Raw genomic sequence first — 24,446 nt, 5'->3', positions numbered from 1 at the left:
AGACATTGAGAAAATTGGAGCATAAATGAAACTTTTGGTAGTAACTGGAATATCTCACAGTAATTGGATGGAATACATTGATGCTATGGAGATTCCTTTTCAAGTTGTTTCAGCAGAAATCCAGTCAAAATTGGAATCTCTTGGTTCAATAAATAATAAAAAGGTTTTGACTAAAAAAGTTCGAGAAGTTATTCAAAAGATTGATTCTAAAAAGCCCCAGGTAGTGTATTTGCCCAGTTGTTTGTCTTATCTAAATACTCTGATGCAAAACGGATCAGTTAAATCTTTAGTGTTTTATTGTGAGCCTGACCTATCTGTCGCTCATGCTTTAGCTGAAAAATTGATGACTGCAGAGGAATGTTTAGCTGCGTCGGAAACTTGGAAACAAGAAGTACAAAGTGCTTTTAAAATATATCGTAAATATAAAACAAGTTGTTTGTTGGTGAGCTGCCAAGATGTATTCGAAAATAGCAATGAGTCACAGTCTGCAATCTCTGCTTTTGTAAAAACTCAAATGCAGATTAAACACAAACAACTGTTTGTGCCCCAAGACAGGCTATTAGCAGCTAAATTGCTGTTGCAAGAACAAGATGATTTATTTGATTATTATGATGAGATTCGAAGTGATCTGCCAGTCTTTGGAAAATTTAAAGTTAGTGGGGGGGGAGAAGTGTCAGAGCTTTCCGCATTTGCTTTGGATGTTATTGAAGAGCATCAAATAGTTGCACATAATTTAACTCAATCGGTTAAAAAACATTTAGAAGATATAGCTAGGCTAGAATCAAAAATACAATATGATAAAAAGCAGTACTCAGATTTGCTCCAGGAACAAGAAAGCTTAAAAACTAATTGTGAAATTTTATCTCAAAAACTTTCTGATCTTTATGATGAAAAAGATAAGTTAAAATCACAGATTAAAGAAGGGAGTGAAGAGTCAGGTCTTCAAATGTTGCTTATTAATCAGCTTCAAGAGGAGTTGGAGTTGAAATATGAGCAGTCGAAACTCAATACTCAAAAAATTCATCAATTAGAACGTAAACTTGTTGAAACTAGATCTGAAACAGAGGTTCAAAAACAGCTAGTTTCTAAACTTCAAAAAGAACTAAAACAGAGTATAGAAACATTTACTGACACCAATCAGAAATGTATCCAATTAGAAAATCAATTGGAGCAAGCTTCGAATGGTTCAGAATTAATGTTGCTACAAATTGGTCAATTGCAAGAAGAATTAGAGTTTACTTGTTCAAAGCATTCAAAAATACAAGAACAATTTTTAGCTTACAAAAATCAGGTATTAACCGAACAAAATGTTTATGTTGACAAAATTCGTGATCTCGAAGTTGAGAAAAGTCTGACTACGATGCAGATTCATCAGCTTCAAGAAGAACTTGAATATTATTACCAAAAATTACAAGAAAAGGATTCGTCTTCAATGTTAAATAGTGAACTTGGCAATAAACCTGTGCAAAAAGTATATGAAAAATGTGCGGTAAAAACAGCAGAGATATTAGCGGGTTACAACACTGATGGTTACCGTGATATTCAGCTCAAATTAAGTCAAGTAGCTATTGCGGATGGCAGGTTTTTTGAGTCAGTATATTGTAAATTGTTAGAGGTTGATGGCCGACCTGGCATTGAGTTTAGACCGCTAGATAATAGCCTTGAATTGCAGTGGATTGATGAATTAAATGATGAATATGGCCATTATATTACATATGTTCCTAACCCGAGCGAAAGTCAGTCAGCACGCCAGCAGAAAGTAGACCAAAGTTTACGTGCTAGTGATAGATTGGCCATTTTAAGCATTGGTTCTCTAATCTATGAAGCTTTGCAAAAAGGTGACCTTATCATCAGTAAAGATATGGAAGAGAGTGAGTTACGGGATTGGCGTTTGAATGCAATCGAACTCAAAAGCCAAATAGAGTCGCTTCCAGAGTGGTTGAGTTTTGATGGAATTTCACTGCTAGAGGAGTTTCATGGAGAAGGATATGAACATTTATGGTTTAAATTTGAAAATTTCTTAATAAATGATCAATATTTTCCAGAATTCGAAGTGAAATTTGCCGCTATTGGCAATAGTGATGAAAATTTTTCTACGGATCAGATCATCCTTGAATTGCGTGAGTTACCTTCCGGCTTTTCACCGCTACAAGCTTGGCCGCCAGAACTTAAAGATGATTTTGGCTATAAATTCCTGGCAAATATCAATTTACATAGTGACTCTTTGGAAATCTCGGCGGCAGATAAAACCTCGATGCAAGACAAGCAACTGATTAGCCACTTAATAAAAAATCTAAGCAATTTTATTCAGGCAACTTTGCACCAAGGTTCAGTTTTGCTTAGTGAAAAAGTAGATTGGAATAGCATTGGATTATTGCTCCAACAAGTAAATGGGTTCGCCGGTGCCGAACTAGTAAACGAGAACGAACAAATAGAAGAAAAAGAAGAAAAACATCTTGAAGATAAATTTCAATTTGCTGAGTTTGTTGATTTAGGTGGTTATCAACACCTGGTATTTGACTATACAGTGGATGATGACACTAAATTAAAGTTAAAGGTAAGAGCAGAAGAGATTAACTTTGAAAATGGTGATGCAAAGGTGGCGTTGGAATTACGTACAGGAGATGAACTCGTTCCTTTGGCAAATAGTGACTATTTCGCTGAAGATGAATATGGGCCTCGCGTTTTGTTTGACCTCAGTGAAGTAGAAATGCTTATTTCAGATGAAACCCTCGAGATTGAACATCGTGCTTTATTACAAGGATTTATCGGTGCTCTGCCTGCCCTAATCGAAACAATTCAAGATTTTGATGACCAAGCGCAGATAAATTGGATAAGCTGGGTTAGTGAATAATAGAAGTCTGATTTGTCACCTATAAAACCCCTATCGATATGGGTAGTCGACCCAGGACTGATGGAAGCAGGGGGGCATCATGCCGCTTTGGCTGAATCTTTTTGCCAGTTTCAGAACCAAGGTCTAATTGCTGATGAAAATAATGTAAGTGTTACTGCCTATAGTCATCAACTTCTTGATCACAATTTAAAAGTTAAACTTGAAAATGCAGGTATAACAGTAAACTTGTTTTTTGAAACGTTATTCTATAAACACTTTCATGATGGGGCTGTGCTTGGGCCAGCGGGCATACAAAGGTATGTACGCAAACTTTGCAGCGAGTACGAAATTGCACTTTTAAATGCATGTGATCAGATAAATATAAGTGGGGAAAATCACCTTTTATTTTTTCCCTGTTTAAACTGGGAGCATGCATGGGCGTTAAATTTAGCGATAAGCCTACATCGAGCACAAGTAGAAAATCCTAAATTGAAATTAGTTTGTTGCGCTATGTATAGCCCAATAAGTGGTTCGAGTTCATCCTGCAAAAAAATGTGGTATCGATTAGGTTTTCAAGGCTTGATGTCAGTGAAAAATCTTAATTTGTATTGCAGTGAATATGAACTTTCTCAGACATATCAAGAATTGTTGGACTGCAGTATTATCCGTACTCATCCATGTTATTTAATGGATTGGAGTGCTATTCAGCCTAATTTAACTCAATCCAGTACGTTGGTACTGCCAGAAAATACGGTGTTACTATACTTGGGAGATGCGAAAGAAGACAAAGGTTTTAATCGTTTACCTGAGTTGCTGACACGTAGTCTTGCAAATACCCCCGAAAACACTCACTTTTTAATCCAATATACATTGGCATGGGAATACCCTGAGCTTAATGACACTTTAAAAAAACTGCGAAATTGGACCAAAAAAGAACCACGTTTGATATTACACCATGGTTTTTTGTCAAACCTAGAAATGGCGCACGTTATGCGGCGTATCAAAATGGCTGTGTGTACTTATGATACACAAGTTTATCAAAATAAGAGTTCTGGGTTGCTTTGGATGTTGGCTTATTTTAATGTTCCACTTATCATTGGGGGTTCGTGTTGGCTCACCCGCGAAGCTCAGCGTTTGGGAGTAAGCTATGAAATAAGCGCAGGTTTAACTATACAAGACTCTATAGTTGAACAAACTATGCAAGACAGCGATATTTTGTCATACAAGAAATTAATGTTCGAGCCGCTGATGAATTGGCTGGTAAATCATTAAAGTTGGATAATAGGATAATCAAATGCTAGCTTTTCTACCTAATCTTTTAGCTCACTCTAGTAAATCAATGGGCACAGTTGTTCATATTGGTGCTGGTGTTGGTCAGGAAGTTGGACTTTACCAAACTTTCCCTTTTAATCGTGTGGTTGCAGTTGAAGCGGATGCAGTATTATTCAAAAAACTCAATAATAAAGCAAAACGAGCGGATAACTTGCAAGTAGAAAACCATTGGATTGGGCCTAAATCAGGTAATACAAGCGTATATTATTTTGATAACCCAAGATTTAATTCACTCTTACCTGCAAGCAATCTAGCTAACCATTTTGCTAATTTAAAAAAAAGCGAACAAAAAACAGTGCAGGCACTGGGTATTAATGAGTTTATTTTAAATTTAGGAGAATTTGATCCAGAGCAAGACAATATACTGGTATTAGACGTGCTGGGCGCAGAGGCAATGCTTATAGAAGCTTGCTCAAATGAAGTATTAAACTTTTTTGAATGGGTTGTTGTTAGGTCAAGCTCCGAAATTCTATATGAAAATAGTATTAACACAGATAAATTGATGGATCTTTTAGGTGAAAGAGATTTTGCACTCAGATTAACAGATGACGAACATCAGCCTTTTGTTGAACATTTTTATCAACAACAGCGCATAGCTAAAAAAAATAAAGCTACTCAGGAAGAGTTAAAGAAAATAAAACGTAACAATGCTGAACTGAATGAACGTTGTAGTAAAACACAAACAGCGTTAGAACAATCAGACATCACGATTAAACAACAATCGAGCAAGATTGAAGAACTTGTAGGATTGAATGAGCAAAAAGAAAAACAGCTGACTGAGAATGCCACGTTAGTTGACCAATTGCGGCTACAATTGACAAATTTAACCCAGAGCAATGAAGTAACACTAACTAAACTAAAAGAGCAAGACCAAATTGCTACACAGAAGCATCAAGCTTTAGCGAAATTGCAAGCAGAATTAACCGAAGTTAATAAACAGTTAGAATCAGTAAAAAATCAGTTAGTCGAAAAACAAAAACAAAATAAAAAGCTCGAGGAAAGCCAGAGTACGTTGCAACACCAACTAAAAGAGCAAGACCAAATTGCTACACAGAATCATCAAGCTTTAGCGAAATTGCAAGCAGATTTAATCGAAGCTAATAAACAGTTAGAATCAGTAAAAAATCAGTTAGTCGAAAAACAAAAACAAAATAAAAAGCTCGAGGTAAGCCAGAGTACATTGCAATACCAACTAAAAGAGCAAGAACAAATCACTACACAGAAGCAACAAGCTTTAGCGAAATTGCAAGCAGATTTAGCCAACGTTAATAAACAGGTTGATTTATTAAAAATTCAGTTTGAAGAAGGGCAACAACAAGTTAATAAATTAGAAGAAAAGCATGCTTCACTAAAACAAAGGGAGCAAACTTTACTAGAAGAAGTGGCTTCTCTAAAATTACAAACAAAAACTCAAACTGATTCCTTTCAAAAATATAAGCTCGATGCTGAAACTCAATTAAAAGAAAAAACGGAAGTTGTTGATAAATTGGAAAATGATAAAAACGATAGTTCGTTACAAATGGAAGCAATAAAAACAGAGGTCGAGAAATTTAAAAATGAATTGGAAAAGGCCTCGGAGACTAAAGTGCAATTGTTGGCTAGTTCAGATACTCTAAGTAAATCATTAGCAGATACCAAACAAAAACTTGAAAATGAAATAGTTCAGAGTTCCTTGAAAAAGCAACAAATAATTGCGCTCACTAAACATACGCGAGAATTGGAGTCAGAACGAGCCATTATGCTTGAAAAACAGCAATCAATCGATTTAGAAATGACAAAAGTAGAGGCTCAGATTGAATTAATTAAGGATATCGTGATTCGTGAAAAAGCCTTTTAGTAAATCAAGTGCTATCACTGAACAACTCAACTCTAAAAAAGTACTAGAAGCAACGAATGCCGTTGATATTTCTACAATTAAAGAAAATTGGTATTTTGGCGAATGGGACAAACTCGCAGCTATTGATATTGAGCAGTTACATTCGCACCCAGATATTGACAAATTAGCTGCACTAAAAGCAGCAGGATTTCAACAGTTAGGGGATATTGCAAATTGTCGAAAGTATATGCAAATAGCCCAAAGTCTTGGTTGCGACAATGTGTTCATTTCACGCCTTTTGATATCTGGAGTACATAATTCCCTTGGTAAAATAGCAGCGTTAAAAAACAAAAAAAACATGGTTGTTTACCATTTTAGTCATGCTGTGAATTTGGGGTCGTTTACCGAAAACAGGTTAGTTAAACATTCTAGGACAATTAGAGAGTTGACAAATATTGGACTGATGGATCAAGCAATAGAAGTACTAGATAATGTCTCAGCAAATCATACTGAAGAAAATATTTCGGCAAATTCAAAAATAACATTTCTCCAACAAGAGTTGTTGCGTTTAAAAAAAAGTGTAAGGGAAAAATCTATTTCTTCAGTTGTAGACGCACCTATTTTAGCAGGCTGCATTAATTTACCTGAGTTGATGTTAAAAAAACAAAAAACAACAATACTCGTGGCAGGGATGCGACATGCAGGTTCAACAGCACTGTTTAACATAGTTCGGCTAGCCCTTGAGAAAAGCAAAGTTGATTTTGTTAGCGGTTATTCTGAAAAAATATCGATTGAAAATCTTGATGCTAATCAAGCTCCAGTTGAATTGTTGAAAACACATGAATTACGTGACGATATATTGCAGCGAGCCTCGTTCATTTACACAACAAAAAGAGATTTAAGAGATTCAGTTGCTTCTGCTGTACGCAGAAAGTTCCCCACAGTTCCAAAAGTTGGAGGGGTCACAGAGTATGCGAAATATAATCGTTCGATTTATGAGCAGTGGTCTAATAAGAGTAACTTTGAATTTACTTATGAAGAATTTATCCAACATCCTCTTTTCGTTATTGAAAAAGTGTTAAGCGCTATTGGGTTGGGAAAGGTCGATAGCGCATTTATTTATAATCAAGTTATGGAGTTACCTACTGACCAATATGGAGTGACTTTGTTGAGCCCATCTCATATCACCGATCCCTCTCGGAATTTAAGTTATGTGGATACATTGTCAGAAAACGAAATTAAAACAATAGAAAGCCAACATGGAGGTTGGTTGCAGAATAATGGATATCTATAAACTAATAAAATTACGAGACCTAAATGATTGAAATACTCCAAAATAGACATTTTGGTCAACGAGCCGTGATTGTATGCAATGGACCCTCCTTAAACAAAATGGACCTTTCATTTTTAAAAAGAGAAAAAACCATTGGTTTAAATAAGATTTATCTTGGATTTAAAAAGTTTAATTTTTATTCAAATTATTATGTTGCTGTTAATAAGAAAGTATTAGAACAATCTCATCGAGAAATTAACCAACTGACATGTCAAAAGTTCTTGAGTAACCGTTGTGATAATTTATTCAAAAATGATTGTTTAACGCACATACTAAATACCAAAAATCCCCCGACTAGATTCTGCAAAGATATTGCGTTCGGTTTGGAAGAAGGCTGGACTGTTACCTATGCTGCTTTGCAAGTTGCATTTTATTTGGGTTTTAAAGAAATATTTATCATTGGTATGGATCACCGTTTCCACTATAATGGCGCACCAAATGCAGAAAGTGTTATGACACAGAGCGATCCAAATCATTTTAGTCCAGACTACTTCTCGAAAGGGTGTAAATGGGACAATCCTGATTTAGAAAACTCTGAACGCTCATATGAGATTGCAAGGCAAGTTTACGAACAAAATAATAGACGCATATTTGACGCTACAGTCAATGGTAATTGTGATATTTTTGAAAAAGTTAATTATAAATCGGTTTTTCTATAACTACTTAATTAGAGTATACGAATCAGAATAACTTTATGATGTATTGTGGATCAAAACTTGCCAAAATACCCAAGTAGAGCAAAGTTTTTTCAGCTTTTTTCTTGCAGTTAATATGAACGATATTGGTATATACTAAATAATTGTAAATAACTGATCTGTAAGTTATCGATAATCAGAGAAATATAAAAGAATAATGATGAAGTTTTACCTTTCAGAATCACCTTTATGGAATGATTCTATAAACAACTGGATGTGGACTGATATTCAGGATAAGCATATTTACCAATCATCGAATTGCTCTATGGTTGGTGAAAATAAATATAATAGAAAATACGTGCCTCAAATGGTGTCTAATCTACTCGTGCTTAGCGATAACTATATATTAGCGACAGGTGAAGACAGTATCTTTAAAGTTAATCGTTCTTCAAATCAAATTGATACAGTAATCAAACTATCCCATTCAAACAAATTTCGCTGTAACGATGGCAGTGTGGGCCCAGATGGTAAGTATTGGTTTGGCACAATGGAAAAAAGTCCAACTGGTTTAAATGGCGAGATATACTCTTTAGATGAGAATTTGAAGCTAGTTCCACAAAATGCTCCTATCGGTATTCCCAATTCTTTCATTTGGTTAGATGAATCTTCAATTTTAATTTCAGACTCCTTAGTGCAAAAAACCTTCAAAATCAGTTTAACGACAAATGGTAGATTGGATTGGGAAAATCGAACTGTTTGGCTGGATTTGTCTGAAACAGAAGGCACACCTGATGGTGGTGCACTTGATGAAGACGGGAATGTTTGGTTAGCAATATGGGGAGGGGCGGCAATTCATAAATATTCGGCCAGTGGAGTGTTACTTGACAAAATCCAGCTACAAGCCCTGCAACCTACTTCTTGTGCTTTTGGTGGTCAGAATATGGACTGTTTATTAATTACAACCGCCACAGAGGGATTATCAGATGAACAACTTGATGAGTACCCTGATTCTGGTGAGGTTTTAATGCGCCAACTTTCGGTAAAGGGAAAGTCGCTTCCCAAGTTTAGGATGACTGCGTGAAAAAGTTAGCAACAGTGGTAATAAGAACGTTCAACGAAGCACGTTATCTTGATGAGTTACTTAGTGAAATAAGCAAACAAAATACAAAAATAGTTGAAAATGAAGTGGTTATTGTAGACTCAGGTTCAACAGATAATACTCTTGAAATCGCCCAAAAACATAACTGTAGAATAACTCATATCAAACAATCAGAGTTTACCTTTGGTCGATCCCTTAACATCGGGTGTGAATTTGCTAAAGGCGATATACTCGTGTTTGTAAGCGGGCATTGTATTCCTGCAAGTGTTGATTGGCTAGATGAGTTGTGCCGGCCCATAGTCGAACAAATTGCTGTCTATACATATGGGCGTCAAATGGGGCGAGATACAACTAAGTATTCGGAAACTAAACATTTTGATAAATGGTTTCCAGAGTATTCCAAAATACCTCAAGAAGGTTTCTTTTGTAATAATGCCAATGCTGCTGTTTCTAGAGTAGCTTGGAAGAAATTTGGCTTCAATGAAGAGCTCACCGGTTTGGAAGATATGTATCTGGCCAAGCAGTTAGTGGAGATCGGCTCAAAAATAGGCTATGTATCGAGTGCACCGGTTTATCATATACACGATGAATCCTGGAGCAAACTTCGAACGCGTTATGAAAGAGAAGCTTACGCTCTACAAAAGATTATGCCGGAAGTACACTTTTCCTTTTCTGATTTTCTACGTTTCTTAGTGTCGGGTGTAATGACGGATTTTGCGGCGGCTATTCGAGAAAAAGTATTCCTAAAACGATGTATTGAAATTGTGTTGTTTAGATATAATCACTATTGGGGTACTTACAAAGGAAATCATGAAATGAGGAAGCTTTCAGCAAAACAAAAGTTTCATTATTTTTATCCTAAAGATGTAGAAAAAGAGTTTTATCATGACTAAAAAAATTGTCGCCCTGTTGCCGATGAAGGCAAATAGTACGCGTGTGAAAGGAAAGAATTTCAGGGAATTTTGTGGCAAGCCACTTTTCCGTTGGATACTTGATAGTTTGTTGGCAGTTGAAGAAATTGACGAAGTAATAATCAATACTGATGCGAGAGAAATTTTAGCTGAAAACGGATTGGTCGATACTAAGCGAATTCGAATTCGTGATCGCAAACCAGAAATTTGTGGTGACGATGTATCAATGAATTTAGTGTTGGCCGATGATATCGCTAATATTGAAGCAGATATGTATTTAATGACACACACAACCAATCCACTACTTAGTCCGGTTACGATAAGTAAAGCAATTAGTGAGTTTTCGAAAGCGCGAAATGACCGAGATGTAGATTCTCTTTTCACCGTCAATAAAATTCAAACTCGATTTTACCGTCAAGATTGCTCCCCCATTAACCATGATCCAGATAATCTGATACCAACGCAAAATTTAGAACCTTGGTATGAAGAAAACTCAAACCTTTATATATTTACCCGTGACAGCTTTGCCAATACACAAGCTCGAATAGGTAAAAAACCCATGATGTTTGAAACACCCTCAATGGAATCTTCTGATATCGATACCCCAGATGACTGGGATAGAGCAATTGTTACAACACATTATTTTATTCAAAAGGGATTGATCAAACCCTGATCAAAATGAGAGGTTTTATGAAAAAAGTATTAGTGACATGCCCACCAATGTTGGGCATGATTGAAGAGTTTTATACCCCAGCCGAGGAGTTAGGGGTTGAGCTCGTTGCAGCGAAAACAACCCAAATATTAAGTGAAGAAGAGCTAATTTCTTTATTGCCTGATTACGATGGTTGGATTATTGGTGATGATCCTGCAACAGAAAAAGTTTTTCGTGCTGCCCAAAATGGACAATTAAAAGCAGCAGTTAAATGGGGTATAGGTGTTGACAACGTAGATTTTAAAGCTTGTGAAGAATTAGGTATTCCGATTACTAACACACCAAACATGTTTGGTGGTGAAGTAGCTGATCTAGCCGTCGGTTTTATGTTGGGTTTAGCACGCGAAACGTTTTATATTGATAGAGAAATCCGCAGTAACTTTGCATGGCCTAAGCCTCCTGGAATGAGTGTTTCGGGTAAAACCGTTGGCGTTGTTGGTTTTGGTGATATTGGCTTGAATACAGTTAAACGATTGTCAGGTTTTGATGTAAATGTTGTCGTTTATGATCCTGGTGTAGAAGGAAATCAAGGGTTTGACTTTGTCACACGCAAGTCGTTTCCTGAAGGCTTGGAAGAGCTTGATTTTCTTATTTTTACCTGTGCATTAAATAAGCATAATTTTCATATGCTCAGTGCAGAGACAATTGCTAAGTTAAAAGCAGGCTGTAAAGTGGTTAATGTTGCAAGGGGACCGTTGATTGATGAACCTGCATTGATCTCTGCTTTGCAAAGTGGCCACGTATCTGCAGCAGCACTAGATGTTTTCGAAGAAGAGCCCTTACCTAAAGCATCCCCTTTGCGTGATATGCCGCAATGTATTTTTGGTACTCACAATGGGTCTAATACCAAAGAGGGAGTTCGACGTGCAACTCAAGAAGCAGTCAGTAAAATAGCCGAGTTCTTAAATGACCATCAAAGATAAACCTTGGGCACTTATAACTGGTGCTAACGGTGGCATAGGTAAAGCATTAGTCGCTGAATTTGTTGAAAATGACTATCGTGTAATCGCTACTGATATATCTCATCGAATGGATATAGCCAATGATCAAGTTGTTTTTTTACAGATTGATTTACAGAAATTCGTGTTGGACGAAATGTATGCGGCAGATTTTTTAACACAAGTAACTGAAATTACCAATGGGGATGGCATTTCTGCATTAATTAATAATGCCGCCATCCAGATATTAGGCGATTGTCAAAGTCTAAGCCGTGCGCAATGGCAAAACAGTTTTGATGTCAATTTATCTGCACCATTTTTTATGGTTCAGACATTTTTGAATGATCTGTCTAAAAACGCTGGTGCAGTAGTTAACGTTAGTAGTATCCACGCAACGCAAACGAAAAAAAGTTTTGTGGCTTATGCAACAACAAAGGCTGGATTAAGTTCTCTAACGCGAAATTTAGCAATTGATTTAGGCAATAGAATTAGAATCAATGCCATAGAACCCGCTGCCGTCGGCACAGATATGTTAAAAGCCGGTTTTGATGGCAAAGAGGAGAGTTTCAAAACTTTAGAGCTTTTCCATCCGATGGCAAGAATTGCCTCTCCTCAAGAGGTTGCCGAGTTAGCCTTGTTTCTTTGTTCAGATAAAGCGAGTTTTGTGCATGGGGCTTGTATTAGCGCCTCTGGGGGAATTCAAGGGTGTTTAAGTGACCCTAGTTAGTTTGTTTAACTAATTTTGGTTAAAGGCAAAGCGATAAGTGAAATTGCTATAGAAAAGTATGCTTTAAGTAGGATTTAGAATGAAAGTAAGTATTGTTACAACGTCGTTTAATCAAGCTAATTATTTACAGAAAAATTTAGATTCAGTAGCTTCTCAAATTTATGATGATTATGAACATATAATTATTGATCCAGGCTCTAATGATGGTAGCCGAGAACTAATAGAAGAATATGCCAAATCTAATAAAAATGTAGTAAAGATATTTGAACCAGATGATGGTCAAGTTGATGCTATAAATAAAGGGTTAACTTTAGCAGAGGGGGAAGTGTTAACTTGGCTGAATAGTGATGACTATTATGACAATTCAAATGTTCTAAACGACGTGTGTGAAGGGTTTGGACGGGATAAGCAGATTTCAGTGCTTTATGGTAGAGGGTTGAGGGTAGACCATAGAGGGGAAAAGCTATCGGAAGCTTTTGTACACCCTGATAAAACTGACTTTAAGGAAACTTTAAAGTCATCGATAGGTATTTTACAGCCTTCTTTATTTTTTAAAAGAAGAGTCTTTGATACTGTTGGCGGATTAGATGATAAGTATAATTTGCAATTGGATTATGAGTATTGGATTAGAATAGCAAAAGCAAATTTTAAATTTGGAAAAGTCAATAAAATTTTTTCGAGAGCAACTGTCCATCAAGATGCTAAAAGCACAGGACAACGTAAAGAACAATTAAACGAATGTCTATTTTTAATGCAAGAACAATATGGATTCATTCATGATAGTTGGTTGAAAAGATATGCTGAGTTTTATGCTACTGGAGAAGATCGCAAGGTCACCAAAAATATTAAAAAAGATAAATTGACCCTAGATTTAGAGTCAGCTGTATATCAAGGACTAAATGTTTATGTTAGAAAAAGTTAATAATAGAGTCATCGCTACTGCATTTGATGAAAAATACTTTAATCAAGGCTTAAATCTTATTGCAAGTTTGCATAGGACTAGCTTCAATACTTTTGAGAGAATTATTGTTTATCCGCTAGGCTTGAGCACTAAGAATATAGAGATTTTAAATTCAATTGACAAAGTTGAGTTAAGATACTTTCCTGAGACCGTTAATTCTATATTTGATGAATTTTTAGAACCTAAACATCGAGCTTACAAAAGTTTTGTAATACAAAATATGGCTGATGGTTTAGGTTCTGGTGATTCAGTACTTTGGATGGACGCTGGTCTTAGTTGTCTAGAAGACATAGAATGTGTATTTAGTTTAATAGAAGAGTATGATTTTTTTATTCCTGATCACGATGATAAGGAATCTTGGCCTTTCTATAATATTAATTTCACGCACCCCGAAGCAGTAAAAAGATTAAAGGCTTCCTCAGATGAATTACTTGCACCTCATTTATGTTCATGTTTGGTCGGATATAAAGTTCATGGAGAGTTTCAAGCTCTAATCGATCAGGCAGCGGAGCTTGGAAAGGTTAAAGAAATTGTGATTTGGCCTAAAGTTCCCAATGAAAAATTCAAAGCAAAGCTTAATAAGGATATGCAACGTAAAAAAAACCAGTTGCTAAAACAAAACACTAAGAGAAATATTGATTTCGAGGAGTTGAGCAAGCTGTTTGATTATTACGGTCACAGAACCCAAGCAATTTATTCTATTTTAGCAAGTCGATATAATGCACCAAGTTTTAGTGGGAAAATATATAGAATGTCTAATGATATTTCTTCAAATGCATCCGTTAGAAATTGGAAAGAGTCGGCAATAGATACAAACAAAATTAGTTCTCGTAGTAACTTGGATGCGATTGATGAAGGTGTGAAAATTTACCACCATAGAGGTGTATATCATAATTTAGATGGGATGAGATTTAAAAGAAATAACGACGTCATTTTCATCCTGGGCAACGGCCCTTCACTTCGCGATGCTCCATTCGAAGATATATTTGAGTTTGATACTATAGGAATGAATGCAGCTTATAGATTTTGGGATGAAAAAGGGCTTTATCCGACTTATTATTGTTGTATGGATACAGTTGTGCTTGAGTCACATAAGCATGAGATTAAAAGGTTGATATTAGAAAAAAGTGAAAATGGTATTAAGCACTTTTTTCTTAGAAAATGTTTTTTAACTTGGTATCCAGAATTAGTTGACAAGAGTTGCATTACCTATTTAGAAGATATCGTTGAACAAGAGTATTCTATGTTTGATATGGATAAAGTCACAACGGGTAGCTATTCATTGCTATGGGCTATATATCTTGGCTATCGCCGAGTAAATATTTTGGGAGTTGATTTAGATTATGTCGAAAAGGTCGAGGGTGCAGAGCTAATAAAGGGACGTATCTTAGAAATAGAAAAGGATAATAACTCTAATCCAAATTATTTTTTTGATGGTTATCAAGCCAAAGGTGATAAATTTAATCCACCAAACCCTCATCCAAATTTACATGTTAGATCATGGAATAAAGTAGCTAACAGCATAAAAGACTTTCCTGTTGATGTGAAAAACTTAAATCCTAAGTCATTGGTAAAGGATTTTGAGTTCTCAACAGTAACTGAGTTTTTAAAGAGTGAGAGAAAATTAGGTAAAGAATACGAAAATATTGCGTTTCATTCTAAACAGGTTTTACTTGAAGGTAATTTTTGGAGGGAAAAGTTTTTACAAGAATTGTCGGATTTTGAGTCTAATGACACTGAATACAATATAGCTTTGCGCTGTTTGAATCATAGTGTGCGGACTCATACTTTGCATAAACATTATCTTTCTTTCTCTTTATTAGATGAAGTTTTCAATTCAGGCTGGCATGAACCAGAAAAAATAAAAGGGAAAACAGCACTTTTTTCCAAGGCATCAGAGCCTGCAAAGTTAGTATTTACTTTCGACAAAATGGTTGTTGATAAGAGTTTAATCGTCATTAAGGTCGAGGCAGCTTTTTGTAAAACAATGCTCAAAACCCTACATATTACAGATCAGTTCACAAATACCATTAAATTTACTTCTTATTCATATTTAGGAAATACATATATATTAATTGAACCTAGCATTCAACTTAATGAATTGTATGAGTATTATTTGAATTTTTCTCCTATAAAAAAAGTGAATGAGCGAGACTTAGGTTTAAAAGTAACCGGTTTATTTGTATTGCCAAGGCGCACTTATATAAACAAACCGTTTCCGTTATCTCATTTTGATGCCATCGAATATGCGAAATATAACATGGAGGCTATTGAAAGGGTCTCTAACAGAGAAGTTTTAAGTTTGCTTCATGATTATATTGAATCAAATGTTAAGAAAGAGTTTATAAGTACTAGTATGCCTTTAGCTGGTTATAGATTCGACTTTCTTCCGGCTGGAGGGTAATAAAGATTCACTCACATGTGAATTATAATTAAACTAGTAGTAAACGTTAAATCTTAGGTTTTTGAAATCAAGTATTTTAACCGAAAAATAGACGGTAAGTGAAATTTTAACATTTCTATTGTTTCACATGCTAAAAGTCGCAAAAATTAGGCTCTTCCTAATTTTTGCTTTAGCGAAAAGCTGGTTTGAAAAAATAAAGAAGGTACGTAATTTGCTTTAGAAGTAAGCTAGTATCTTTGGGGAAATATTATTCACAGCATTTGGTGGCGGACTTAGTTTATTGAGTAATAGGTGAACAACTTATTGGATAATGAGGTCTATGATTTGATCTTATGGGATTCAGATATCAAAGGATTTCACCTAATAAGCTTGTAGCTATAAGTTTGAAAAAGTAGTTTGTGTATCATTTGGTATCAGATAGAGTCAAAGATTCTCAATCGTGTACTGTAATTATCCATGAATAAATGAACTTTATAAAACATGTCCTTATCGGAATTATATTTAGTATTTTAAACTATTTATTTCATGTAAGAAAAGTGCATACAGTTCAAAATATTGATTTTTTAGCTAGATATAAAACTCAGCGAGACTGGAGAACAGTATTTTAATGACTATTGTGTTAAAAGCTTTTTTTGAACGCAAATGAGAAATATGTCGAATACTATTGCAATGTTTTTCTTCTGGATACGCTGTAACTTTTGGTTGGCTTTCAGGAAACTTTAAAAATCACTGTGTGAGTACCTATTTATTTAAATTTATGGAACAAAACTTACTAAAAGCAGAGTATCGAAATAAATAGAAATGATATATCAATTTATAGGAAGAGAATATGAGTAAGATAATAATTGGTACTCACCATAAATCAGGAACAAATTTTTTCTTAAAAGTTTTAACTACATTGCACAAAAAAGAAAAAATTAAATTATGGGATCGTAATGCAAATCCAGAAAGTAGAAAAAAACCAAAAGATTGGAATGTATCAAGTGACCATCAGATGCGAGAAATAAAAAGTGCATTAGATTTTTGTGAAATTGAAGACCATATAAAGCCTTATTGGTTGGAAGCTTGCAAAGAAAATTGTTTATGGAATTTGAAAGTATTACCAAAACATTCTACAACCGGTGTTTCCAGTGATTGGGAAGAGCATTTTACAGATAAAGTTTTAGCTGAATATCGAAAACTATTTGGAAATCCTGAAGAGCAATTGGGTTATGAACCTATAATTTAAAAACTCATTTTCAGTTAATTGAATATAAAATAAATCAAATTCCGTCACACGGTTATGAAATTCTTGATGATGTCTATATGAGTTTTGACTTTATAGATATAAATTTGCCTGTCGTGATTACTTTTGGGCAACTGGGGACATCGGTCTGTTTTGACGATGCTCTAAGAGGTGCTGTTAGCCCCTGGGGCTTTGAGTACATTCGTTCTAAAGGAGTTAATGTACTATCGTTTGCTTGTATCAATAAACCTAATTGGTATCGTTCGCAAGTCTTTGCAAAGTTCTTGAAGAAGATAAGTTTAGATATAAAGTGTTTCCCCACTAGATTAGGCTATGGTAGTTCCATGGGAGGGTTTGGAGTATCAGTGTTTGCTAATTTACTTAATATTAATAGGGTTTTGCTATTGAATCCTATTTCTACCTTAAATTCCATGATAATTCCAGAAGAAACTCGATTTTTAGAGGCTTCAACTACATATAACTGGGATGGTGAATATAGTGATGGAGCTAATATGAAAGCGGGTTGTAGTGGTCAAATGAACTATGCCACTACAGCACTACTACATAACTTGGATATATCAGATTTGGATATAAGAATGCCTAGCGCAATTTATGCAAAGCTACCATTAATGGGTGCAAGAAACTTACGAATATTGTAAACTTCGCCGCTTTAAAATCGGATGTTAAGGGCTGTCGAGATGAATCGAAAACTAAAAAATGTTGTCAAACGCCTATTGGGGCGCAGTGGGCTTCAATACCATATCGATGCAGTATCTGCTGACACGGTTTCGGGATGGGCTTGTAACACTTTAAAACCTTCTAGTCCTTGTAAAGTAGAGTTGAAACAAGGTGATAAAGTTATCGCTGAAACAAAAGCAGCGACCTTGCGTGAAGATCTCGTTGCTGCGGGCATTGGTAATGGTTGCCATGGGTTTTCAATTGAGCTTAATATGTTGCCTTTTTCTGCAGAAGCACGGGAAGTGCATTTGTTTATTAATGGCAAACGCGTAACCCAAACTGCCATTCAGCTTAAAAGCAGTTTCACTGACATTTTGGGTGATTTTGCAGTAGAAGTGGAAAAGCGTATGGATGCGATGTTATCAATTCAAACAGAGCGGATGGAACGTGAATTCAACTATCTTAAAGATCAGTTAAAACAATCAGCGGATAAATAGCATGTTGCTAGTTGTACCTGATTTAGTGATATTTTGTCCGTTACCACCTAAACCGAACGGCATCGCTGATTACCTAGCGGAACAGTTACCCTACTTGAGTCAAGAACTTCGTGTTTGCGTCGTTATCGAAAACGCAGCACCTAAACCAGTAGATATTCCACAGTCAGTTGTAATCATCAGATTAGAAGAGTATTTGGCGGCACAATTTCAACTTGCACTGGTTCCGCATCTTTATCATGTGGGGAATAACCCTGACACTCGCTATATGCTCGAAATATTGTTAAAACGCCCTGGAATCGTTGTTGTACACGATCTTAATCTGCATTACTTAATCGATTTGACCAATTTAAGCCTTGGCGATGAGGAAAGTTACACTCGCGCAATGTTTAATCAGTATGGCAGTGCCGGCGAAATAATCGGTAGTCAAGTGTCTAAATTTGGCTGGAAGGGGAAACACATGCCCCATGAATTAATGATGAACAGGTCTATCATTTCCGCAGCATCAAGTGTCATTGTTCATTCTGAATACTCAGCTAACTTTATTAAAGCTGAAGGGCATAAAAACGTTCACATTATTCCACACCACCTTTCGCCTGAAATAAGACATCATCAAACTAAGCTGAAAATGAGTTACAGGGGGCAGTTAGGACTACCTGGTAATAAACCCGTAATAACCTCAATGGGATTCATTGCAAAAGCTAAACAAATTCGAGCCGTTTTGGCTTCTTTGAGTGTTTTGAAACAGCAGGGGCGAGATTTTCTTTATGTTTTAGCTGGGCAATGTAAGCAACACGAGTATGATGTTTATCAAGACATCGCCGAGTTTGGGTTACAAAGTAATGTTTTGGTCACAGGTTTTCTTAGTCACGCAGACTTCTTTAAATATTTGATAGCCTCTGATTTTATTGTCAATTTACGTTATCCCAGCGGTGGGGAATCTTCCGGGACCCTTACTCGTGCGTTTGGATTAGGTTTAGGATGTATTGTGGTAAATATTGGTCCGTTTGCTGAAATACCAGATAATTGCGCAATTAAAATTGATTATAATCAAGACTTTTCAGAGAAATTAACAGCGGTATTGGATGAACTAATTTCTCAACCTAATAAACGTGTGGAACTAGGATTAAATGCACGCCGTTGGGTTGAAAAAAACCATAATATTCAAACTACTACCAGTGCTTACTTAGGTGCTATTGCGGCAGAAAGAAAACGATTATCTTGTTTAGATAAAAAAGAGCATCTTACACGCACGGAAGTCTATTGTGATACTAACTTTGAACTAAATTGTTATCCCACTGAATCAGTTGTGGAAAGTTTTGTTTCAGAAGAAATGTCATTAATTCAGAGCAATCAATTTGCAGGTCAACATTGGTGGAGAAATTCTTTTTTACCCCTTTGTACCGACAGAGACTTCTTATATATTTCTGATAAATTAGATGGTTTAAATATTGCTGAAAAATTGTGTGATGTGAATCCTGAAAATACTTTTAAGTGTACGGCTGAATCACTATCTTTTGGTTCAATAATCAATGGAATGAAAAGACAAGAGCGTTTTCTTATTATCCTACCGGTTAGGCTTATACAGAGTGATCCTGTTAAAGTTTTCGCTGCAATCAATAACTTATTAGAGGTTGGTGCATTAGGTTGTGTCACATTAGTTTGGGATTCAGACGTTATTAACGACGTGGAATTCAGTCGCAACTCTTTAATCGCATATTGGACAGCGGCGGGTTTTGCGATAAATCACTTTGTTACTGGAGCACAAAATATCGATTTTATGCCATTGCCTAATGTTTATGAACAAGAGTGGTGTTTTTCTCTGACCAAAGTATCAGATATGGTAAACCTTTCACCGCAACCTTATTATTCAGGTTGTTACTCTAGCCTTAAAAATATGTCGGTTTCGTTTACACAAGGTGATTCGAATGCATAATCGTTCAGGATCATCAACTCAAGCAACAATATATCAGGCAATTGAGTGCAACCACTATCACGTGAGTGCAGTTTTAAATTGGGCCATTTCACTTGTTATTAATAAACCCACAACCGCAATAGTATGCGCCAATCAACATAGTATGATGGCTGGATTTGCTGCACAGGCTGGGTTTGATTTAATGTACTATGCAGATGAATCAAAATTAAAGCGCTATGGTTTTTGGTATTGGAATGAGTCAAGGTCGTTTGGCTACGAGCAGTATTTACTTGGTGATGAAAATCTAGAGTATCACATGACACCTAGAGTTGAGGCCGGTTTTGAACAGCTCTCACACTCTCCTGAAAAAATTCGTAAAGTTAGATTTGACGAACAGTACTTTGCCGTTAAACATGTGAGTTGGGTGCACATAGCCTATGATAATGTGCTGGCTATTCTTAAGGGATTAAGTAATCGGATTAACCAGGACTTACCCGTTGTTACTCTCAGTGGAAAAGCAATCAGTGCTTCTATTAAAGAATATAAAACTTATTTTAGTGGCTTGGGTTATGTTATTTATGACAGTGGGTTACAACCCTTAGATGAATCAAACGAAATTTGGCGATCCTCAACTATGTTAATCGCAATTCCAGCGCATTCGAATGTGCTAGATTTGCTGACTAAGGCAACCAAATTTTCTAATGTGCTTAATTATGCAAATACCGATAGACATCAAGCTGAGCATATAAAACGCTATTATTTGTCACTTTTAAATTACGAAACTAAATCAACGAGATTGCTTGAGTCATGTTTATTTGCAGATAATAACAATGTGCCTTTAGATACTTTTTTTTCAAAAGGACTGCATCCGCTGGAGCGTTATGAGAACCAGCAATGGCGCTGGTCTGGCGCCGCACGTCAATCCATTATCCAGTTAGCTATCCCTGCTGCAGGGTACTATTTTTTGCGAATTCATTTAGGTGATTTACCTAATTCTTTAGAATCGAATCTTGTATCTGTGTTTCTCAACGGGAAACAGGTTGCTTTTGAATCCGTGTATTCCGGATCAGTAATTGAATTTGGAGTAAATTTCGAGCCCGTTGGATTTGATGAGAATGCCATTTTAGTTTTAGAAACGGATAAACTGGTAACTATCGATGGCAAAACAATGGGTATTGCCATCAATAAACTTGAGATGTTTGTGCCTAAGGATGAATTGCAGTGAACCATATTTTAATTGTAAGCCCAATTCCTTCTCACCCTCAGTTCCAAGGCAACAGTGCACGAATATACCGTTTAACCAGAATGTATCAGATGCTGGGCTATAAAGTGCATTTTGTGTATTTTGGGATGGAGGGTTTAACTCCAAAGCAAGAACGTGAAATGCGAGCATGTTGGGACTTTTTTCACTTTGTTCAACCTATTGGTCCTGCCGCAGAGCCTTCATATGAAACATATTTTGATATTGATGATTGGTACGATCAAAGAGTATCAGCTCTAGTTGAAAAGCTTTGTATGCGATATGATTTCAGTGTGTGTTTAACCAATTATGTTTGGTTTTCTAAAGTACTTGAGGTTGTTCCGCAAAAAACGCAAAAAATAATCGATACCCATGACGTTTTTGGTGATCGTCACTTAGTTGCACGCAAAGCAGGGTTAGAACCAGCTTGGTTTTATACCACTAAAGAATTAGAGGCATTTGCTTTAGATAGGGCTGATATTGTTATTGCGATTCAGGATGAAGAAGCTCGATATTTTGAAAGCATTACAAATACGCCTGTTGAAGTTATGGGGTACGTGGTTCCTCAGCAACAACTGTTAACGCGCAACCCTGTTGATGAGGAAAAAATTCGTATTGGGTACATAGGGAGTGCCAATCCTTTTAATGTGCAATCTATCATTGCATTGCAAAATGAATTACTCATTAACAATGAAATGTTTTCAAAATTCGAGTTCTACTTGGCTGGGACAATCTGTAATTCAATATCTAGTGTCAACAAGGTATTTAAAATAATTGGAAAAGTTCAAGAGTTGAGTGATTTTTACCGCGAAATTGATGTAGCTATTAATCCAATGGTTGGTGGTACGGGACTAAAGATTAAATCTCTGGAAGCGTTATCATACGGAAAACCTTTGATTGGAACGCTTGATGCGATGGTAGGTATTGAAGTGTTCGACGATATGCAAAAATATGAATCATTATCTGACTTGGCTAGGGGTTTAAAATTACTTGATAGTGAGCGCTTAGCTGAGTTGATAACAAATTCTGAAAAGGCTTTTAATACTTACAATCAAAGATTTATTGCAAGGTTTAGGGAGTTATTTAATTAACGTGTCAGATTTTCAAAGTTATAAAAAAATGTTGAGAGAATGGGCTTTTGAACAGGAGCCTGTTTTTATTGTCGGACCTGAAAGAAGTGGCACCAGTTTATTGTTTCAACAAGTATCGAATCATCCTTCTTTCTGTGATTTCAGTCATGCAACAGTGGAAACTTTTAGCTTTATTAGGCCATGGCAACTACTGGAAGTTGCAGGTTCTCAAAATTACGAAATGAGAGTTTATCTAGGAGCTGCAAACTTTACTAAGTTTCAAGAATCAATTCGGCAACTTGTAGAGAGAAATAAACGACTTACAGAAAATGGAATGCCCTTAGCTTATATAAACGAACCACAACGCAAAGATATCTGGTTTGAAAGGCGTTACAAGCATGTACTTAGAGCATTTTTTCATGATTCATCAATAAATTTAGGTGGTAAAAAGCTAGTTGAGAAAACACCAGCTCATATACGTTGCATAGACGAGATTATAGCAACTTTTCCTAAAGCTAAGATTTTGGTTTCTACACGAGATATTGGGGAAATCATAGCTTCTCACAAAAAACGATTTAAAAAAGAGATTGAATTAGGAAAATCAGCAGATGATCCGAGCATTGCCTGGTTAGCTCATTCCGTTGAGAACTATTTGAAATACCTAGCAAATATTGAGGGTATTGTTCAAAGGCTAAATAAACAATATGCAGTGCAAGTTAAGATTGTGCCTTACGGAAAATTGACTCAATCTCCTGTCAATACTTTGAAAGACATTTATTCCTTTATTGGGGTTGAAAATATTAATCCAGAAAATATTCAAAAAGAAAGAAAGACCCAAGACTGGGATCCACTACTAAATCAATTGCCTGTAGTGAATGAAGTTGAACTTACTCATTACTTAAGCCCATCCGAAATTAAAATGATCGAGAATGAAAAAAGTCATTTTTCGGATTTTTGGTATTAACATTCCGGGGTTGCTGCTTGTTTAAATTATACGAAAATGTACCTGTTTTGCCGATTAGTCAGGTGTTGGGATCTCCGCATGGAAGGTCTGAACATAAGTTGGGTCCTATTTGGCCTGATTGGGAAAAGTGTGAAGAGGAGCGTTTTAAACGAAAGGGTAAAGTTAAAGATGATTGTCCTGAGTTACAGGAAAATGAAAAGTTAACTTACAAGACAGGCAATTTCTTTTGGGGGGGGCCGATAGTCAATCACTTTGGACATCAAATCGCTGACTTTTCTACTAGACTAATAATGTATTCCGAACTGAAAATGAAAGGTAAATTTGTATTTTCTGTGCGCAAAGGAAGTGGGTTTGGCAAAAATGATGTTCCTGCCTTTTTCGTGGCAATTTTAGAATGGTTTCAAATAGATATTGACCAAGTACTTTTTGTAGAATCGCCGATGTTATTGGAAAAATTATGGGTTTGTGGCCAGCAAGAGCAACTTCCACAAGAAGGCCCAAGTGATTTATATTTACAAAAGCTAGATGAAAATGCCAAACAACAAGGGACTTTTTCTGAAAATAAGGAAGGACGATTTTATATTTCTCGTTCAAATATTCCAAACGGAGTTATTGCTGGTGAAAGGTATATAGAAAATTATTTAGAACTACATGGAATAACTATAATTCGTCCTGAAAATATGAAGTTGAGGGAGCAGCTTGAAATTTATTCAAAAGCCAAGGAGTTGGTTTTTGGAGAAGGCTCCGCCTTGCATGGTTTACAATTGCTTGGTCATATTAAATCTGATGTGCATATTTTATGTCGTAGACCTAATCATTTGATGTCTAAAATGTTTCTAACTAAACGTTGTAAAACCCTAAGATATTATCCGGCTGGAGAGTTGGTTTGCGGCATAAATGCAGTTGGTCAGCCTGCAATGAGCACGGGTATAACGATTGCTCAAACTAATAAAATAAGTGACTTGTTTAAAATCCTGAAAATTTCTTTAGATTCTTGGTCAGAAAGTGAGTTTAAGCAATCAATTAAAGAAGATGTTTTCAATTATTTAGATAGAGAAAGCGATACTCCTAGAGCTAAAATACCAAATTATATTGATATCATAGAGCATAAATTAAAAAGCCTTGGCGTTTATTCGCATTAATTATAGAGTGTTGTTGA

20 protein-coding genes are annotated in these 24,446 nt (G+C 35.9%); all 20 read left to right on the top strand.

What is annotated here, in order from left to right:
- Positions 1-25 precede the first annotated feature (25 nt).
- The 20 genes from Q4574_RS01525 to Q4574_RS01430 all read left to right on the top strand — a co-directional run bounded on the left by Q4574_RS01525 (position 26) and on the right by Q4574_RS01430 (position 24,429).
- On the top strand, positions 26-2,854 hold the full coding sequence (locus Q4574_RS01525) for a hypothetical protein (protein WP_303470674.1): 2,829 nt from the start codon (positions 26-28) through the stop codon (positions 2,852-2,854).
- A 12-nt stretch (positions 2,855-2,866) separates the two neighbouring features.
- Positions 2,867-4,105, top strand: a complete 1,239-nt coding sequence (locus tag Q4574_RS01520) for a hypothetical protein (protein ID WP_303470672.1) — start codon at positions 2,867-2,869, stop codon at positions 4,103-4,105.
- A 22-nt stretch (positions 4,106-4,127) separates the two neighbouring features.
- Positions 4,128-6,002 carry an FkbM family methyltransferase gene (locus Q4574_RS01515; protein ID WP_303470671.1) on the top strand — a complete coding sequence of 625 codons (1,875 nt, stop codon included), beginning with the start codon at positions 4,128-4,130 and terminating at the stop codon, positions 6,000-6,002.
- Entirely contained in the window at positions 5,986-7,275 is a 1,290-nt protein-coding gene (locus Q4574_RS01510) for a hypothetical protein (protein ID WP_303470669.1), read from the top strand. The genes Q4574_RS01515 and Q4574_RS01510 overlap by 17 nt, the downstream gene beginning before the upstream one ends.
- A gap of 23 nt (positions 7,276-7,298) precedes the next feature.
- Positions 7,299-7,973 (top strand): 6-hydroxymethylpterin diphosphokinase MptE-like protein, encoded by a 675-nt coding sequence (locus Q4574_RS01505; RefSeq protein WP_303470667.1) that lies wholly within the window; start codon positions 7,299-7,301, stop codon positions 7,971-7,973.
- 196 nt (positions 7,974-8,169) lie between these two features.
- A complete protein-coding gene (locus tag Q4574_RS01500; protein ID WP_303470664.1) occupies positions 8,170-9,030 on the top strand; it encodes an SMP-30/gluconolactonase/LRE family protein in 861 nt (286 codons plus the stop codon).
- On the top strand, positions 9,027-9,941 hold the full coding sequence (locus Q4574_RS01495) for a glycosyltransferase family 2 protein (RefSeq protein WP_303470660.1): 915 nt from the start codon (positions 9,027-9,029) through the stop codon (positions 9,939-9,941). The genes Q4574_RS01500 and Q4574_RS01495 overlap by 4 nt, the downstream gene beginning before the upstream one ends.
- On the top strand, positions 9,934-10,632 hold the full coding sequence (locus tag Q4574_RS01490; RefSeq protein ID WP_303470659.1) for an acylneuraminate cytidylyltransferase family protein: 699 nt from the start codon (positions 9,934-9,936) through the stop codon (positions 10,630-10,632). The genes Q4574_RS01495 and Q4574_RS01490 overlap by 8 nt, the downstream gene beginning before the upstream one ends.
- 17 nt (positions 10,633-10,649) lie before the next feature.
- Complete coding sequence (locus Q4574_RS01485) at positions 10,650-11,594, top strand: phosphoglycerate dehydrogenase (protein ID WP_303470657.1); 945 nt, start codon at positions 10,650-10,652, stop codon at positions 11,592-11,594.
- Positions 11,578-12,336, top strand: coding sequence for an SDR family NAD(P)-dependent oxidoreductase (locus Q4574_RS01480; protein ID WP_303470655.1), 759 nt, complete (start codon positions 11,578-11,580; stop codon positions 12,334-12,336). The genes Q4574_RS01485 and Q4574_RS01480 overlap by 17 nt, the downstream gene beginning before the upstream one ends.
- A 79-nt stretch (positions 12,337-12,415) precedes the next feature.
- On the top strand, positions 12,416-13,258 hold the full coding sequence (locus Q4574_RS01475; protein ID WP_303470653.1) for a glycosyltransferase family 2 protein: 843 nt from the start codon (positions 12,416-12,418) through the stop codon (positions 13,256-13,258).
- The gene (locus Q4574_RS01470) at positions 13,242-15,701 is read left to right on the top strand and encodes a hypothetical protein (protein WP_303470650.1); all 2,460 of its coding nucleotides are present in this window, start codon (positions 13,242-13,244) and stop codon (positions 15,699-15,701) included. Before Q4574_RS01475 ends, Q4574_RS01470 begins: the two co-directional genes overlap by 17 nt.
- Positions 15,702-16,530: 829 nt before the next feature.
- Complete coding sequence (locus tag Q4574_RS01465) at positions 16,531-16,929, top strand: hypothetical protein (protein WP_303470647.1); 399 nt, start codon at positions 16,531-16,533, stop codon at positions 16,927-16,929.
- 77 nt (positions 16,930-17,006) lie between these two features.
- Positions 17,007-17,585, top strand: a complete 579-nt coding sequence (locus tag Q4574_RS01460) for a hypothetical protein (RefSeq protein WP_303470645.1) — start codon at positions 17,007-17,009, stop codon at positions 17,583-17,585.
- Between the two features lie 39 nt (positions 17,586-17,624).
- Positions 17,625-18,101 carry a hypothetical protein gene (locus Q4574_RS01455; protein ID WP_303470643.1) on the top strand — a complete coding sequence of 159 codons (477 nt, stop codon included), beginning with the start codon at positions 17,625-17,627 and terminating at the stop codon, positions 18,099-18,101.
- Position 18,102: 1 nt separating this feature from the next.
- Positions 18,103-20,034, top strand: a complete 1,932-nt coding sequence (locus Q4574_RS01450; protein ID WP_303470641.1) for a glycosyltransferase — start codon at positions 18,103-18,105, stop codon at positions 20,032-20,034.
- Complete coding sequence (locus tag Q4574_RS01445) at positions 20,027-21,238, top strand: hypothetical protein (RefSeq protein WP_303470639.1); 1,212 nt, start codon at positions 20,027-20,029, stop codon at positions 21,236-21,238. The genes Q4574_RS01450 and Q4574_RS01445 overlap by 8 nt, the downstream gene beginning before the upstream one ends.
- Entirely contained in the window at positions 21,235-22,344 is a 1,110-nt protein-coding gene (locus Q4574_RS01440; RefSeq protein WP_303470638.1) for a glycosyltransferase, read from the top strand. Before Q4574_RS01445 ends, Q4574_RS01440 begins: the two co-directional genes overlap by 4 nt.
- A 1-nt stretch (position 22,345) precedes the next feature.
- Positions 22,346-23,287 (top strand): sulfotransferase, encoded by a 942-nt coding sequence (locus Q4574_RS01435; protein ID WP_303470635.1) that lies wholly within the window; start codon positions 22,346-22,348, stop codon positions 23,285-23,287.
- 17 nt (positions 23,288-23,304) lie between these two features.
- Positions 23,305-24,429, top strand: coding sequence for a glycosyltransferase 61 family protein (locus Q4574_RS01430; protein WP_303470633.1), 1,125 nt, complete (start codon positions 23,305-23,307; stop codon positions 24,427-24,429).
- Positions 24,430-24,446 lie beyond the last annotated feature (17 nt).

Source organism: Aliiglaciecola sp. 3_MG-2023, assembly GCF_030548205.1.
Taxonomy (GTDB): Bacteria; Pseudomonadota; Gammaproteobacteria; order Enterobacterales; family Alteromonadaceae; genus Aliiglaciecola.
Note: the sequence above shows the minus strand (reverse complement) of the source record. Positions and strands in the feature narration are given on the sequence as shown.

Excerpts from the sequence above, each read along its gene's own strand:
- Q4574_RS01525 (WP_303470674.1), top strand. The coding sequence starts at position 26 with ATGAAACTTTTGGTAGTAACTGGAATATCTCACAGTAATTGGATGGAA.
- Q4574_RS01460 (WP_303470645.1), top strand. The coding sequence starts at position 17,007 with ATGAGTTTTGACTTTATAGATATAAATTTGCCTGTCGTGATTACTTTT.
- Q4574_RS01470 (WP_303470650.1), top strand. The coding sequence starts at position 13,242 with ATGTTAGAAAAAGTTAATAATAGAGTCATCGCTACTGCATTTGATGAA.
- Q4574_RS01465 (WP_303470647.1), top strand. The coding sequence starts at position 16,531 with ATGAGTAAGATAATAATTGGTACTCACCATAAATCAGGAACAAATTTT.
- Q4574_RS01505 (WP_303470667.1), top strand. The coding sequence starts at position 7,299 with ATGATTGAAATACTCCAAAATAGACATTTTGGTCAACGAGCCGTGATT.
- Q4574_RS01490 (WP_303470659.1), top strand. The coding sequence starts at position 9,934 with ATGACTAAAAAAATTGTCGCCCTGTTGCCGATGAAGGCAAATAGTACG.
- Q4574_RS01450 (WP_303470641.1), top strand. The coding sequence starts at position 18,103 with ATGTTGCTAGTTGTACCTGATTTAGTGATATTTTGTCCGTTACCACCT.
- Q4574_RS01500 (WP_303470664.1), top strand. The coding sequence starts at position 8,170 with ATGAAGTTTTACCTTTCAGAATCACCTTTATGGAATGATTCTATAAAC.
- Q4574_RS01485 (WP_303470657.1), top strand. The coding sequence starts at position 10,650 with ATGAAAAAAGTATTAGTGACATGCCCACCAATGTTGGGCATGATTGAA.
- Q4574_RS01480 (WP_303470655.1), top strand. The coding sequence starts at position 11,578 with ATGACCATCAAAGATAAACCTTGGGCACTTATAACTGGTGCTAACGGT.
- Q4574_RS01515 (WP_303470671.1), top strand. The coding sequence starts at position 4,128 with ATGCTAGCTTTTCTACCTAATCTTTTAGCTCACTCTAGTAAATCAATG.
- Q4574_RS01445 (WP_303470639.1), top strand. The coding sequence starts at position 20,027 with ATGCATAATCGTTCAGGATCATCAACTCAAGCAACAATATATCAGGCA.
- Q4574_RS01455 (WP_303470643.1), top strand. The coding sequence starts at position 17,625 with ATGAATCGAAAACTAAAAAATGTTGTCAAACGCCTATTGGGGCGCAGT.
- Q4574_RS01475 (WP_303470653.1), top strand. The coding sequence starts at position 12,416 with ATGAAAGTAAGTATTGTTACAACGTCGTTTAATCAAGCTAATTATTTA.